The 14069-nt window shown below is 70.4% G+C and carries 11 protein-coding genes; 6 read left to right on the top strand and 5 right to left on the bottom strand.

Going from position 1 to position 14069, the window contains the following annotated elements; translation table 11 throughout:
- Window positions 1–4: 4 nt before the first annotated feature.
- Window positions 5–994, bottom strand: a complete 990-nt coding sequence (lipA, locus tag J2Y42_RS15090; protein WP_309860139.1) for a lipoyl synthase — start codon at window positions 992–994, stop codon at window positions 5–7.
- The gene (lipB, locus tag J2Y42_RS15085; RefSeq protein WP_309860137.1) at window positions 991–1650 is read right to left on the bottom strand and encodes a lipoyl(octanoyl) transferase LipB; all 660 of its coding nucleotides are present in this window, start codon (window positions 1648–1650) and stop codon (window positions 991–993) included. Before lipB ends, lipA begins: the two co-directional genes overlap by 4 nt.
- Before the next feature lie 115 nt (window positions 1651–1765).
- Between lipB and J2Y42_RS15080 the strand changes: the two genes are divergently transcribed.
- Window positions 1766–3364, top strand: a complete 1599-nt coding sequence (locus tag J2Y42_RS15080; protein WP_309860135.1) for a hypothetical protein — start codon at window positions 1766–1768, stop codon at window positions 3362–3364.
- Window positions 3365–3369: 5 nt separating this feature from the next.
- Here J2Y42_RS15080 and sucB read toward each other — a convergent pair whose 3' ends face one another.
- From sucB to J2Y42_RS15065, 3 genes are all read right to left on the bottom strand, one after another.
- On the bottom strand, window positions 3370–4965 hold the full coding sequence (gene sucB / locus J2Y42_RS15075; protein ID WP_309860133.1) for a 2-oxoglutarate dehydrogenase, E2 component, dihydrolipoamide succinyltransferase: 1596 nt from the start codon (window positions 4963–4965) through the stop codon (window positions 3370–3372).
- Between the two features lie 78 nt (window positions 4966–5043).
- Entirely contained in the window at window positions 5044–6417 is a 1374-nt protein-coding gene (gene lpdA, locus J2Y42_RS15070; RefSeq protein WP_309860131.1) for a dihydrolipoyl dehydrogenase, read from the bottom strand.
- Window positions 6418–6523: 106 nt separating this feature from the next.
- A complete protein-coding gene (locus J2Y42_RS15065) occupies window positions 6524–8008 on the bottom strand; it encodes a leucyl aminopeptidase (RefSeq protein WP_309860129.1) in 1485 nt (494 codons plus the stop codon).
- Between the two features lie 119 nt (window positions 8009–8127).
- Here J2Y42_RS15065 and J2Y42_RS15060 point away from each other — a divergent pair, with 119 nt between their 5' ends.
- The 5 genes from J2Y42_RS15060 (at window position 8128) to J2Y42_RS15040 (ending at window position 14062) form a co-directional block, all read left to right on the top strand.
- Window positions 8128–9057 carry a PAC2 family protein gene (locus J2Y42_RS15060; RefSeq protein WP_309860128.1) on the top strand — a complete coding sequence of 310 codons (930 nt, stop codon included), beginning with the start codon at window positions 8128–8130 and terminating at the stop codon, window positions 9055–9057.
- Window positions 9058–9128: 71 nt separating this feature from the next.
- The gene (locus J2Y42_RS15055; RefSeq protein WP_309860126.1) at window positions 9129–10460 is read left to right on the top strand and encodes an MFS transporter; all 1332 of its coding nucleotides are present in this window, start codon (window positions 9129–9131) and stop codon (window positions 10458–10460) included.
- A gap of 236 nt (window positions 10461–10696) precedes the next feature.
- Window positions 10697–12070: an RNA polymerase sigma factor gene (locus J2Y42_RS15050; protein ID WP_309860124.1), complete on the top strand. Its 1374-nt coding sequence runs from the start codon at window positions 10697–10699 to the stop codon at window positions 12068–12070.
- Window positions 12071–12074: 4 nt separating this feature from the next.
- Window positions 12075–13349: a MurT ligase domain-containing protein gene (locus tag J2Y42_RS15045; RefSeq protein WP_018191300.1), complete on the top strand. Its 1275-nt coding sequence runs from the start codon at window positions 12075–12077 to the stop codon at window positions 13347–13349.
- Entirely contained in the window at window positions 13346–14062 is a 717-nt protein-coding gene (locus J2Y42_RS15040; RefSeq protein WP_309860122.1) for a cobyric acid synthase, read from the top strand. The genes J2Y42_RS15045 and J2Y42_RS15040 overlap by 4 nt, the downstream gene beginning before the upstream one ends.
- Window positions 14063–14069 lie beyond the last annotated feature (7 nt).

The following is a 14069-nucleotide window of genomic DNA, read 5'->3' as shown; positions in this document are numbered from 1 at the left end:
GCTCTCAGGACACCGCCTGCGCGAAGCCGAGCGTCGCGTCGGCGAGGTGCCGCAGTTCCTCCGGCACCGGCCGTCCCTTCGCCTGCATGGATTGGGCCCACAGGCGTCCCGCACGGTACGACGAGCGCACCAGCGGCCCCGCCAGAACGCCGAGGAATCCGATCTCCTCCGCCTCCTGCTTGAGCTCGACGAACTCATCCGGATGCACCCACCGCGCCACCGGCAGATGGCGCGGGCTCGGCCGCAGGTACTGCGTGATCGTGATGATGTCGGTTCCCGCGTCGTGGAGGTCGCGCAGGGCTGTGCTGATCTCGTGGCGCTCCTCGCCCATCCCGAGGATGAGGTTGGACTTCGTGATCAGCCCGGCGGACCGGCCCTGTGTCAGCACGTCCAGCGAGCGGTCGTAGCGGAACGCGGGCCGGATGCGCTTGAAGATGCGCGGCACCGTCTCCACATTGTGGGCGAACACCTCCGGGCGGGCGGAGAACACCTCGCCGAGGTGGACGGGGTTGCCGGAGAAGTCGGGCACGAGGATCTCGACCCCGGTGCCCGGCGACTGGCGGTGGATCTCGCGGATCGTCTCCGCGTACAGCCACGACCCCTCGTCTTCCAGGTCGTCGCGGGCGACGCCCGTCACCGTCGCGTAGCGGAGGCCCATTCGCTGCACGGACTCGGCGACGCGGCGGGGCTCGTCGCGGTCGAACTCCGCCGGCTTTCCCGTATCGATCTGGCAGAAGTCGCAGCGGCGCGTGCACTGCGAGCCGCCGATGAGGAAGGTCGCCTCGCGGTCCTCCCAGCACTCGTAGATGTTCGGACAGCCGGCCTCCTGGCAGACCGTGTGCAGCTCCTCGGACTTCACCAGGCTCTGCAGTTGCCGGTACTCCGGCCCCATCTTCGCCTTCGTCTTGATCCACTCGGGCTTCCGCTCGATCGGCGTCTGGGCGTTGCGGACCTCGAGGCGCAGCATCCGGCGCCCCTCGGGTACGGCGCTCACGCGACGGCCTCCGCAGCGGTGAACTCCAGGTCGAAGGCGTCCATCACGAGCGGCGCGACGTCCTGCGGCGTCACGGTGCGGCCGAGGACCCGGGAGATCGTGGTCACCCCGGCGTCGCGGATGCCGCAGGCGACGATGCGGTCGTAGGCATCGAGGCTGTTGGAGCAGTTGAGCGCGAACCCGTGCATGGTGACGCCCTCGGCGACGCGGATGCCGATGGCGGCGATCTTCTCGTCCCTGGTGGCTCCGGGGTTGTGCTCGGGTCGCATCCACACGCCCGAGCGGCCCTCGATCTGCACCCCGGTGACGCCGACGCGCGCGAGCACGTCGATGAGCACCCGTTCGAGCGCGCGGACGTAGCCGACGAAGTCGATGGGATCGTGGAGGCGGAGGATCGGGTACCCCACGAGCTGACCCGGCCCGTGCCAGGTGATCTTGCCTCCCCGGTCGACGTCGACGACGGGGGTGCCGTCGTCGGGACGTTCGTCCGGTGAGGTCCTTTTGCCCGCGGTGTACACCGGCGGGTGCTCGAGGAGGATGACGGTATCGGGCGCCCGGCCTGCGACGACGGCGGCGTGCAGGGCACGCTGCTGTTGAAGGGCCTCGAGATACGGCACGGAGTTGGCGCTTAGCCCCGTGACGTCATACGTGGTCACGGGGTCAGTCTATGCGCGGTGCGACTCAGGTGTTCACAGGCGGGCGAGTGGATGCGTTATGCACAGATCCGCGGGCGGCCGGCCGCGGCGCCCGGCGGTCGGATGGGATGGAGGGGTGACTTCCTCTCCCGTCTCCCTTCGTTCAGCGCCCATCCGACCCTCCGCGTCCGCGCGTTCCGCCGATCGCGCCCCGACCGAGGCCGAACTCCTGCGTATCGCCCGGACGATCGCCGCCGCCGAAGGGTGGGAGGTGGATGCGCCGACCTGCCAGGTGCGCGGCGAGCCGCCGCGAGAGCTCCGCGTGGCGGTCTCGGGCGGGAGGCTCCCCGGGCGTTGCCTCCTGCGTGTGCGGGAACCTTCTCCCGGGGCGCCGCCCCGTCGTGCCGAGATGGAGGCGCGCGTTGCGGCGGCGAGCGAGCACGTGGCCGGAGTGGTGGCGGCCCTCCCGCACCGGCGTGTGCGGGGGAGGGACGTGGATGCTGTGGTCCTTGCCTACCCGGAGCACGGCGATCTCGACAGACTCCTCGCGCAGAGGCGCGGCGTGCGTTCGGGGGAGGCCGCGACCATCCTGCTCGGCGTGGCGGGCGGGCTGGAAGCGCTGCACACGTCCGGCTGGGCCGGACCCGGATTGGCTAGCTCGGACATCGTCTTCCTCGGCGACGGGTGCCCCGCGCTCGACGCGTTCGACGATGTTGAGCCGTGGACCCCCGACGCCGCCGTGACGGACGCTGAGCGCTTCTACGCCCTGGCTCGAACGATCTGCTTGAAGGTGGTGGATGGGTCCGGGATGCGACTGCTGGCCGCTGTGGAGGCCGGCCTCCGTCGCGGGAGCTGGTCCGCGCTCGCCGAATCCGTCCTGCTGGTGATCGCGCCGGAGCCGGTCGCGCTCGAACCGGCCTCGGTGGAACCGGTCGCGTCGGCTGATGGCGGGGCCGACGGAAAGCGCAGGACCGGCGGTCGGGCATCGCAGCTCGTCGTGTGGTTGGCTCGGGTGATGGACCGGCTCGACGGCCGGCCGGGCCGTGCTCTGGGTGACCGGGTCCGGACGACGCTGCAGCGGAGGCCCGCTGTGGCTGCAGCTGCGGCGGTGCCGGTGGTGCTGGCGATCGCGTTCGTCGCCCTGCTCCCCGCGCCTGGCCCGACGTCGGAGTCGGCGTTGGAGTCGGCGTCGGGGAAGAGCCGGGGAGCGCCCACGTCTGCGGCGACCGAGCAGGGCGATGCGATCGAGGTAACGGGAGCCGCTGCATCCCCGTCCCGGACCGCCGCGACGCCGACTCTGCCGCCTGGTTCCACGCCTGAGCCGACGCCTGTGTCGTCCGAGGTGAGTCCGGCTGCCGTTGCTGCCGACCCCTCGGCCGCGGCGGGTGCGGTCGGCGGCGGCTTGGCGAGCGATGATCCGGTGGATGCGGCCCGCGCTGTCCTCGACGCTCGGCATTCGTGCTTCACGACGCGCCCCTCGCAGCCCGACTGCCTGTCGGCCCTACTCGATGCGGGCTCGCCCGCGGTCGCTGAGGAGACGGCCGCCCTGGGTGCCAAGGGGGCCGCCGCAGACCGGGACTACCGCGGCGCGCAGCTGTCGCTGGTCGAGCGCTGGGGCGGTGCAGCACTCGTCAGCGCCGCCCCGGATTCCGCCCGCACCCCGGAAAGCGAACCGGCCTCGCTCCTGCTGGTGAGGAGCGAGGCCGGTTGGCGGCTACGGGCGGTGTACCCGTGAGCGGATCAGATTCCGAGGTTGGCCTCGAAGTTGCCGCCCTCGAGACGGTTCTTGACCGCGACGAGGAAGCGGGCCGCGTCGGCACCGTCCACGATGCGGTGGTCGTACGAGAGAGCCAGGTACACGGTCGAACGGATCGCGATCGAGTCGGTGCCGTCGGCCGAGATGACGACCGGCTTCTTCGTGACGATGCCCGTGCCCAGGATCGCGACCTGCGGGAGGAAGACGACCGGGGTGTCGAACAGGGCGCCGCGCGAACCGGTGTTCGTCAGCGTGAAGGTGCCACCGGCGAGCTCGTCCGGCTTGAGCCGGTTGTCGCGGGTGCGCTCGGCCAGGTCGGTGATCTCCTTCGCGAGACCCGCGATGTCGAGCTCCGACGCGTTGCGCACCACCGGGGTGAGCAGGCCGCGCTCGGTGTCGACGGCGATCGACATGTTCTCGTGGTCCGGGTACACGATGCTGTCGCCGTCCACCGTCGCGTTGATGACGGGGTACGTCTTCAGCGCCTCGGCCGCGGCCAGGGCGAAGAAGGGCAGGAAGGAGAGCTTCACACCGGTCTTGGCGAGGAAGTCGCCCTTCACGCGGTCGCGGAGAGCGGCGACCTTCGTGACATCGACCTCGACGACGCTCGTGAGCTGCGCGGTCGACTGCATCGACACGACGGCGCGCTCGGCGACGACCTTGCGCAGACGCGACATCGGCTGGGTCGTGCCGCGGAGCGGCGAGACCTCGGGAGCCGGGGCCGCCTCAGCGGCGGGCGCACCGCCCTGAGCCGCAGCCGGGGCAGCAGCCGAGAGGATGTCCTCCTTGCGGATGCGGCCGCCGACACCGGTTCCGGTGACGGTCGAGAGGTCGACGCCCTGCTCGTTCGCGAGCTTGCGGACGATCGGCGTCACGTAGCCGGCGTTGCCGGCGTGGGCGCCCGATGAGGAGCTGCCGGAGGCCGCGGGGGCCTCCTGCGCGGGAGCGGCCTGAGGAGCAGCGGGAGCGGCGGGAGCCGCCTGCTGAGCGGGTGCGGCCTGCTGGGCGGGCGCGGCCTGAGTCGGTGCGGCCGGAGCCGGAGCCGCCTGAGCCGGCGCTGCGGGAGCCGCCGGGGCGGGCGCAGCGGGGGCCTCCTGGGCCGGAGCCTGGGGTGCGGTCTCGGCGGGTGCTGCCTGCTGAGCCGGAACCTGCTGGGCCGGAGCGGCCTGCTCGGGAGCGGCCGCCTGCGCGGAGGGTGCGGCCTGCTCGGCCGGAGCCTGCTCGGCGGGAGCCGCCTGCTGGGCCGGCGCGGCCTCGGCAGGAGCAGCCTGCTCGGCCGGAGCGGCCTCCGCGGGCGCGGCCTCGGCCGCCGGGGCAGCGGGCGCCTCGGCGCCTGCACCGGAGCCGTCACCGATCGTCACGAGCGCAGTGCCCACCTCGACCGTCTCGTCCTCCTGCACCAGGATCTCCTCGATGACGCCGGCGACCGGCGACGGGATCTCGGTGTCGACCTTGTCGGTCGAGACTTCGAGCAGGGGCTCGTCCACCTCGACACGGTCGCCAACGTTCTTCAGCCAGCGGGTGACCGTGCCTTCCGTGACGCTCTCGCCGAGCGCCGGGAGGCTGACGGATTCGCTCATGAGCTTCTCTCCTTCAAAACCTGATCGTTCAGTAGCTTATTGCAGCCGGGTCCGCGGGGGCGGACCCGGCTGGTCGTCCTAGAGGGTGTGCAGCGGCTTGCCCGCGAGGTACAGGAAGGCCTCGCCGAGGGACTCGTTCTGCGTGGGGTGCGCGTGGATGAGAGGAGCGATGTCCTCGGGGTACGCCTCCCAGTTCACGGCCAGCTGCGCCTCGCCGATGAGCTCGCCGACGCGGGCGCCGATCATGTGCACGCCGACCACGGGGCCGTCGTTGACACGGACGACCTTGACGCTGCCGTTCGTGCCGATGATCTCGCTGCGCGCGTTGCCCGCGAGGCTGTAGTCGTAGCTGCTGATGCTGTCGGCACCGTACTTCTCGGCCGCCTTCGCCTCGGTGAGGCCGACGGAGGCGACCTCGGGGTCGGAGTAGGTGACCTTCGGGATGTTGACGTCAGGGACGACGATCGGGTTGAGGCCCGCGATCTCCTCCGCGACGAAGATGCCCTGCTGGAAACTGCGGTGCGCGAGCTGCAGGCCCGGCACGATGTCGCCGACGGCGTAGACGCCCGGGATGTTCGTGTGCAGGCGCTCGTCCGTGATGACGAAGCCGCGGTCCATGGTGACCCCGACCTCCTCGAACCCGAGACCCTGGGTCAGCGGGCCGCGGCCCACGGCGACGAGCAGGATGTCGGCCTCGACGGTGTTGCCGTTCTCGAGGGTGACGACGACGCCGTTCTCGTTCTGGGTGACGCCCTGGAAGCGCACACCGAGGCTGTAGTCGATGCCGCGGCGGCGGAACGCCCGCTCCAGCGACTTGCTGATCGACTCTTCCTCGTTGGGGACGAGGTGCGGCAGCGCCTCGATGATGGTGACCTCGGAGCCGAACGACTTCCAGACGCTGGCGAACTCGACGCCGATGACGCCGCCGCCGAGCACGGCCACCTTCTGGGGCACGAAGTCGAGCTCGAGCGCCTGCTCGCTGGTGATCACGCGGCCGCCGATCTCGAGGCCCGGAAGCGAGCGCGAGTAGGAGCCGGTGGCCAGGATGATGTTCTTGCCGACGATGGTGTCGTCGCCCACCTGCACGGTGGTCGGGGAGGTCAGACGGCCCTCGCCCTCGATGACGGTGATGCCGCGCGCCTTCACGAGGCCCTGCAGACCCTTGTACTTCTTCGCGACGATGCCCGTGCGGTATTCGGTCACGCCGTTGATGTCGACGCCCTGCAGCTGGGTCACGATGCCGTACTTCGACGACTCCCGCGAGTAGTCGGCCACCTCGGCCGCGTGGAGCAGCGCCTTCGTGGGGACGCAGCCGCGGTGCAGGCAGGTGCCGCCGACCTTGTCCTTCTCGATCATGCCGACGGTGAAACCGAGCTCGGCCGCACGCAGCGCTGCTGCGTAGCCTCCACTCCCACCGCCGAGCACCACAATGTCAAAGTTCTGCTCAGACACCCAGCTACTCCCTCGCGCATCAGGATCATGTGACACGATTTGCCGCCCAGAGGGGTGGCTCCGGGAGACGTGTTGATGGGCGGGATTTCCCGCCCATACGACCCTACTACTTCCCGGAAAAGCTCTCGGCCAGACGGATGAGCGCCCTTACGCTGACGGCGGACGGTCCCTTCCCGGTGAATCCGTACGGCGCAGCGGGGCTCTTCGCCGGGCCCGCGATGTCGAGGTGGGCCCACGGGATGCGCGGAGCGTCGTCCGCGTCGCCGGTGCGTCCCACGAACTCCTGGAGGAACACGCCGGCGAGCAGAGCGCCGCCGGCGGTGTTGCCCGGGTTGGCGTTCGCGATGTCGGCCACATCCGAGTTGATCGTCGCGCGCAGCTCGCCGGGGAGCGGCATCGGCCAGAGCAGCTCGCCGCTCTCCTTGCCCGCCGTGAGCACCTGGTCGACGAGGTCGTCGGAGCCCATCACGGCGGCGTACCGGGTGCCGAGGGCGACCATCGCCGCGCCCGTCAGCGTGGCGACGTCGACGATCGCGTCGGGCCGCTCCTCGCTGGCGGCGACCAGGCCGTCCGCGAGCACGAGCCGGCCCTCCGCGTCGGTGTTGAGCACCTCGACGGTGCGTCCGCCGCGGATGCGCAGCACGTCGTTCGGACGGATCGCCGATCCGGACGGCATGTTCTCCGCCAGGCACAGCCACGCCGTGACGCGTACGGGGAGCGCGAGGCGGGCGGCGGCGAGCACCACGCCGAGCACCGTCGCGGCGCCGGTCATGTCGTACTTCATCCCGACCATCCCGGTCGCCGGCTTCAGCGACAGGCCGCCGGAGTCGAACGTGATGCCCTTGCCGACCAGCGCGAGGTGCCGCTCGGCGCCGTCGGGGGAGTAGGCGACCTTGACCAGCCGCGGCGGCCGGGTCGAGCCCTGGCCGACGCCGAGGATGCCGCCGAACCCCTCGACCGCGAGCTGTTCCTCATCCCAGACGGTCACCGTCACGGGAAGGTCCGACGACGCCGCCTGCGCACGCTCGGCGAACGTCTCGGGGTAGAGGTCGAGCGGGGGAGTGTTCACCAGATCCTTGACGAGCGCCGCGGCCTCGGCGACGGCGGTGGCGCGGGCGATCAGGGCGCCGCCGTCCGACGCGGTGCCGAGCACCTCGACGGACCCGACGGGATCCTTCGTCGCCGCACGGCTCTTCTCGCGGTACTCCGTGAAGGCGTAGGCGCCGAGCGCCGCGCCCTCGAGCACGGCGCCGAGCTGTGCGTCGCCCTCCGCCGGGAGGTCGAGCGCGACCGCGGCGGTGCCCGCCAGCTGCCGCACGGCGCTCCCCGCGGCATAGCGCAGCGCATCCTCTCCGCCCTCGGGCAGTCCGATCACCGCGAGCGACGCGCCGGCGCCCTGCCCGGGCAGCCGCACCAGTTCGTCCTTGCCCCCGCTGAACCCGACGTCCCGCAGCTGCTGTGCAAGCCCGTCGCGGTCGGCGCCGGACAGCACGGTCACGCTGTCTCGGGCGACCCGCGCGGCGACGACGAGCACGTCGGCGGGGCCGGAGGGGGTGGATGCGTCGGTCACGGTCAGCGCAGGAACGGTCATGCCTCGACCCTAACGCGCACGCGCGTTCCGTCCCGGCCGCCGGCCGTGTTCGCTGTGGGCGTTCGCACACCCGCCCCGCACTCGGCTCCCGCCGCCGGGGTCCGCTCTAGAGTTGAGATATGCGTGACCCCGGCGAACTGTTCGAGCTCAACCCGGCACTGTCGGTGCCGGAGGGATTGCCGCTCGTCGCGGGGCTGACCGGCTTCGCCGACGCGGGCTCCGGCGTGAGCCAGCTGGGCACCTATCTGCTCGGCACGCTCGACAGCGAGGTGGTCGCCACCTTCGACGCCGACATCCTCCTCGACTACCGTGCCCGTCGTCCGATCATCTACTTCGACCAGGACCACCTGACCGACTACCAGCCGGCGACCCTCAAGCTGTACCTCGCCTACGACGAGCTGCGTCAGCCGTTCCTGCTGCTTTCGGGCTTCGAACCGGACTTCCGGTGGGAGGCGTTCACGGAGGCTGTGCTCGGCCTGATCGAGCGGTACAAGGTGAAGAGCGTGACCTGGGTGCACTCCATCCCGATGCCCGTGCCGCACACGCGACCGATCGGCGTGACGGTGAGCGGCAACCGCACCGATCTGATCGACTCGATGTCCATCTGGAAGCCGCACACGCAGGTCCCCGCGAACGCCCTGCACCTGCTGGAGTACCGCCTTCAGCAGCTGTCGTACCCGATCGCCGGCTTCATCCTGCTCATCCCGCACTACCTCGCCGACACCGAGTATCCGGCCGCGGCGATCGCCGCGCTCGACTCGATCAGCGCGGCCACCGGGCTCATCTACCCGACCGACCGCCTGCGGCAGGAGGACAGGGAGTTCGTCGCGAACATCGACGAGCAGGTCGCCGGCAACGCCGAGCTCGGCCGGCTGGTGGGCACGCTGGAGGAGCGGCACGACTCCTATATGGAGGACACGCAGCTGCGCTCGCCGCTGACGGACAGCGACGGCGAGCTCCCGAGCGCCGACGAGATCGCCGCCGAGCTGGAGAACTTCCTCGCGTTCCGGCGACACGGCGACGAGGAGAACGGGCGCGGCGAGCGCTGAGCGCATACGCCTGAGGCGCGCACGCGTCACCCGGGGGAGCCCCCTCCCGTCGACGGGCATAGGATCGTCCGGTGAATTCGCGTCGCTCCTGGGTCGTCTACGGGATCGGCGTCTTCGCCTACCTGATCGCGGTCATGCAGCGCACGACCATCGGCGTCGCCGGTGTGGCCGCGACCGACCGCTTCCACGTCTCCGCGTCCGTCCTGTCGACGCTCGCCGTCGTCCAGCTGATCGTCTACGCCGGGATGCAGGTCCCGGTCGGCGTGCTGATCGACCGGATCGGGTCGCGCGTCCTCATGATCGCCGGGACCGCGCTGATGGTCGTCGGGCAGGTCGCCGTCGCACTCGCGCCGAGCATCGCCGTGGCGATCATCGGGCGCATCCTGGTCGGGGCGGGTGACGCGACCGTCTTCACCTCTCTGATGCGGCTCACCAATTCCTGGTTCCGCGGCAAGATCGTGCCGCAGCTGTCGCAGTGGATCGGCAACGTCGGCCAGCTGGGACAGGTGCTGTCGGCTGTTCCGTTCGCGCTGCTCCTGCACCTCTCCGGCTGGACGGTGGCGTTCCTTACCGCGGCCGGCCTTTCCGTCGTCGCCCTGGTGGGCATCGTGGCTGCGGTCACCGACCGGCCGGTGGGAGCGAGCGAGGGCCCCAGGCCGGCGACCTGGTCGGACTCGCTGCGGCAGCTGCGGGTCAGCCTGGCGCGTCCCGGAACGCAGCTCGGGTTCTGGTCCCACTTCGTCACGCAGTCCTCCGGCACGGTGTTCAGCCTGATGTGGGGCATCCCGTTCCTGGTGTTCGCCATCGGCATCGAGCCGGCGGAGGCGTCCGCCCTGCTCACCGTGCTCGTCGGCGCCGGCCTCATCTCCGGGCCGATCCTCGGCATCCTCACCGCCCGCTTCCCGATGCGCCGCAGCAACCTGGTGCTCGGGATCGTCGCCCTGATGGCCGCCGCCTGGACGCTCGTGCTGCTCTGGCCGGGGCAACCCCCGCTCTGGACGGTGATCGTTCTGATCGCGGCGATCGGCATCGGCGGCCCCGGGTCGCTCATCGGCTTCGACTTCGCGCGCACCTTCAACCCACTGCACAGCCTGGGATCCGCCAACGGGATCGTCAACGTCGGCGGCTTCCTCGCGAGCTTCGTGATGATGTTCCTGATCGGCGTCTCGCTCGACGTCCAGGCGCACGGAGCGGGTGGGGATGCGGAACTCTACCAACTGGACCACTTCCGCTGGGCATTCGCCATCCAGTACGTGATCGTCGGCATCGGGGTCGGGTTCCTGGTGCACGCACGACGCCGCACACGACGCAGATTGAAGGACGACGAGGGAATAGAAGTGGCCCCTCTGTGGGTTGCACTCGTCGGAGCGTGGAGGAGGCGCGGCGGGCGCGAAGCGCTGTAGGGGCGCAGGCGGCGTCCCGATTCGATCCGATATGGCCGTACGTGGTCGGGGGCTCACGTGGAACGTGCAATAATTGACGTCTGGACCCGTTCATGTCCCTGGGCCGGAGCATTCGACGATGCCCGGCGCAATCACCCAGGACTTGACATGGGTCTTAGTAGTGTCCGCACGCAAACCCTGAGCCAGGCTCGGCCGTCAGGATCCCGGCCCCTCTGCTTGGTATGAAAGGTGTTCACATGGCAACCCGTGCAGCAACGAAGACCCGCGATGCGGAGGTCGAGGTCGAAGAGACCGTGACCGTCGCCGCGGACGAGACGGCGAAGCCCGCCAGGAAGACCGCCGCGAAGGCGGCTCCGAAGAAGGCTGCGACGAAGACGGCTGCGAAGAAGCAGACCGCGTCGAGCAAGGCGAAGGGCAGTGCGGCGGACGACGACGAGGAGATCGACGACGACGCCGAGGTCGAGATCGACGTGGAGGACGTGGCCGTCGTCGCGGACGACGACGCGGTGGCGGACGACGCCGACGACGCGGAGACGACCGAGGAGGCCGACTCCGACGACGCCGACGGCGACGAGACCGAGGGCAAGACGCCCGCGATCACCATCCCGGTCGGCGACATCCCGCTGCCGACGGACGCGCTCGTTCTGCGCGCCGTCGACGAGGACGACGACATCCCCGTCTACTCCTCGACGATCACGGGCGCCACGGCCGACCCGGTCAAGGACTACCTGAAGCAGATCGGCAAGGTCCCGCTGCTGAACGCGGCCGAAGAGGTCGAGCTCGCCATGCGCATCGAGGCCGGTCTGTTCGCCGAAGACAAGCTCGCGAACACCCCGAACCTGAGCAAGGAGCTGGAGCGCGAGCTGAAGTGGGTCGCCCGCGACGGCCAGCGCGCGAAGAGCCACCTGCTCGGCGCGAACCTGCGCCTCGTGGTCAGCCTCGCCAAGCGCTACACCGGTCGCGGCATGCAGTTCCTCGACCTCATCCAGGAGGGAAACCTGGGCCTCATCCGTGCCGTCGAGAAGTTCGACTACACGAAGGGCTTCAAGTTCTCGACCTACGCGACGTGGTGGATCCGTCAGGCGATCACTCGCGCGATGGCGGACCAGGCGCGGACCATCCGCATCCCGGTCCACATGGTGGAGGTCATCAACAAGCTGGCCCGCGTGCAGCGCCAGATGCTGCAGGACCTGGGCCGCGAGCCCACCCCCGAGGAGCTGTCGAAGGAACTCGACATGACCCCGGAGAAGGTCATCGAGGTGCAGAAGTACGGCCGCGAGCCCATCTCGCTCCACACCCCGCTGGGTGAGGACGGCGACAGTGAGTTCGGCGACCTGATCGAGGACACCGAGGCGGTCGTCCCGGCCGACGCGGTGGGCTTCACGATGCTGCAGAAGCAGCTGGAGAGCCTGCTCGACTCGCTCTCCGAGCGCGAGGCGGGCGTCATCCGCATGCGCTTCGGCCTCGGCGACGGGATGCCGAAGACGCTCGACCAGATCGGCGACACCTTCGGTGTGACGCGTGAGCGCATCCGCCAGATCGAGTCGAAGACGATGGCGAAGCTGCGTCACCCGTCGCGCTCGCAGTCGCTGCGCGACTACCTCGAGTAAACCGGTGCGCTACCGACTGGCGGTCATCGCCGGCCGCCTCGCCCGCTGGCTTCTGCGCCTGCGGGGAGGCGGCTCCGCGGTCCCCGGCCGTGTCGCGCTGGCCATCGCTCCGAAGTTCCTGGAGCGTGCGGTCAGCCGCCTTCCGCTCGGCGTCGTGTTCGTGTCCGGCTCGAACGGCAAGTCCACGACGACGAACATGCTCACCGCGATCCTGCGCGAGCACGGTCTCGACGTGTTCACGAACCCGTCCGGCGGCAACCTCCCGCAGGGCATCGCGTCCGCGCTGCTCGCCGACGTGCCGCTCGACGGCTACGTCCGCGGCGACGTCGGTGTGATCGAGGTGGATGAGGCCTACGGCGTCGACCTCGCGCGCGTGCTGAAGCCGCGCGGCTCGCTGCTGCTCAACGTCCAGATCGACCAGCTGAACCGCTTCTTCGAACCGACTCGCGTGATCGGGATGCTGCGCTCCATCGCCGAGGGCTCTTCGGAGTTCGTTGTCGTGAACGCGGACGACGACAGCCTCGCCCGGGTGGGCGCCGAGCTGGCCGCGCAGGGGCGCGACGTCTCCACGTTCGCCGTCGCGCCGTCCATCATCGAGTCGTCGCCCAATGGGCTGGCCAACGTCAAGGACCTGACGGGCGCGGCCGCCGGCGCTCTGCCCATCCCCTCGGTGTTCGTCAGTAAGCTCGAAGTGCAGAGCGCCCAGCTGACCATCGGCGGCGAGAACGTCCGCATCGGCCTGCCCGCCCGCGGTCTGCACTACGCGGTGGATGCGGCGGGCGCGACCGCGATGGCGCGTCGGTTGCTCGGCGACCGCTTCCAGCCGAACGCCGTCGTCGCCGCGATGGCGGCCCTCCGCACGGTCTACGGCCGCGGGGAGACGCTGCACGTCGGCGACGAGGACATCGAGATCATCATGATGAAGAACCCGCCGAGCCTCCAGCTCAACCTCGACTACCTGAGCGAGTCGCCGGAGCAGGTGTTCGTCTCGGTCGACGAGGGCACGCCCGACCCGTCGTGGGTGTACGACATCGACCTCTCGAAGCTGACCCATGTGGATGTGGTGTCCGGCACGAAGGCGTGGCAGTTCGCGACGCGCTTCGCCTACGCGGGCATCGACGTCGACCAGGTCGTGCCGGAACTGAAGCCCGCGCTGCAGGCGTTCCTGGCGCTGCCGAAGCCGTCGCGCGGCACCAAGACGATGATCGTCAACTACGAGCAGATGATGCTCATCCGCAAGCAGCTCGGCTTCCTCGACCTGGAGGGCGGCGAGCGATGACCGTGCTGCGCATCCTGCACCTGTACCCGGCCGAACTCGGGATCAACGGCGACGCGGGCAACGTGCTCGCGCTGGCAGAACGTGCCCGTTGGCGCGGAGTCGACGTGGATGTCGTCGAGCACGCTCCCGGCGCGGAGCTTCCTACCGCCGTGGACCTCGTCCACATCGGCTCCGGTCCGCTGTCGGCACAGCGCGCCGTCCACGAGGACGTTCTCCGGATCGCGCCGCAGCTGCGCCAATGGCGGGATGCCGGGGTGCCGTTCGTGGCGATCGCCGGTGGCTGGCAGCTGCTCGGTACCCAGCTCGAGACCCCGGAGGGCGAGGTGCTCGCGGGAGCCGCCGTCTACCCGACGCGCGCAGCGCTCGGCAGCAAGCGGCACGTCGGCGAGATCGTGGTGCGCCTCGCGGACGGCACGACGATCGCCGGTTTCGAGAATCACTCGGCCCGCACCGTCCTCGACGGTGCCGAGCCGCTCGGCCGCGTCGTGCGCGGCACGGGCAACGACGGCTCGGTGGAGGGCGTCCTGGTCGGATCCTCGATCGGCACCCACCTGCACGGTCCGCTGCTGCCGATGAACCCCGTCCTGGCCGACCGCCTGCTCAGCACCGCGCTGCGCGGCGAGCTGCCGCCGGTGCCGCAGACGGAGCGCGTCGACCGCTACGCGACCAACGCGCGGCGCGCGATCGCGGACCGCCTCGGCGTCTCCCTCTGACTCCCGC

Source organism: Leifsonia sp. 1010, assembly GCF_031455295.1.
GTDB lineage: Bacteria > Actinomycetota > Actinomycetes > Actinomycetales > Microbacteriaceae > Leifsonia.
The sequence above is the reverse complement of the archived record's forward strand: the minus strand, read 5'-3'. Positions and strand labels throughout refer to the sequence as shown.

Coding starts and splice junctions, on each gene's coding strand:
- J2Y42_RS15040 (WP_309860122.1), top strand. CDS start 13,346: ATGACCGTGCTGCGCATCCTGCACCTGTACCCGGCCGAACTCGGGATC.
- sucB (WP_309860133.1), bottom strand. CDS start 4,965: ATGAGCGAATCCGTCAGCCTCCCGGCGCTCGGCGAGAGCGTCACGGAA.
- J2Y42_RS15065 (WP_309860129.1), bottom strand. CDS start 8,008: ATGACCGTTCCTGCGCTGACCGTGACCGACGCATCCACCCCCTCCGGC.
- J2Y42_RS15050 (WP_309860124.1), top strand. CDS start 10,697: ATGGCAACCCGTGCAGCAACGAAGACCCGCGATGCGGAGGTCGAGGTC.
- J2Y42_RS15060 (WP_309860128.1), top strand. CDS start 8,128: ATGCGTGACCCCGGCGAACTGTTCGAGCTCAACCCGGCACTGTCGGTG.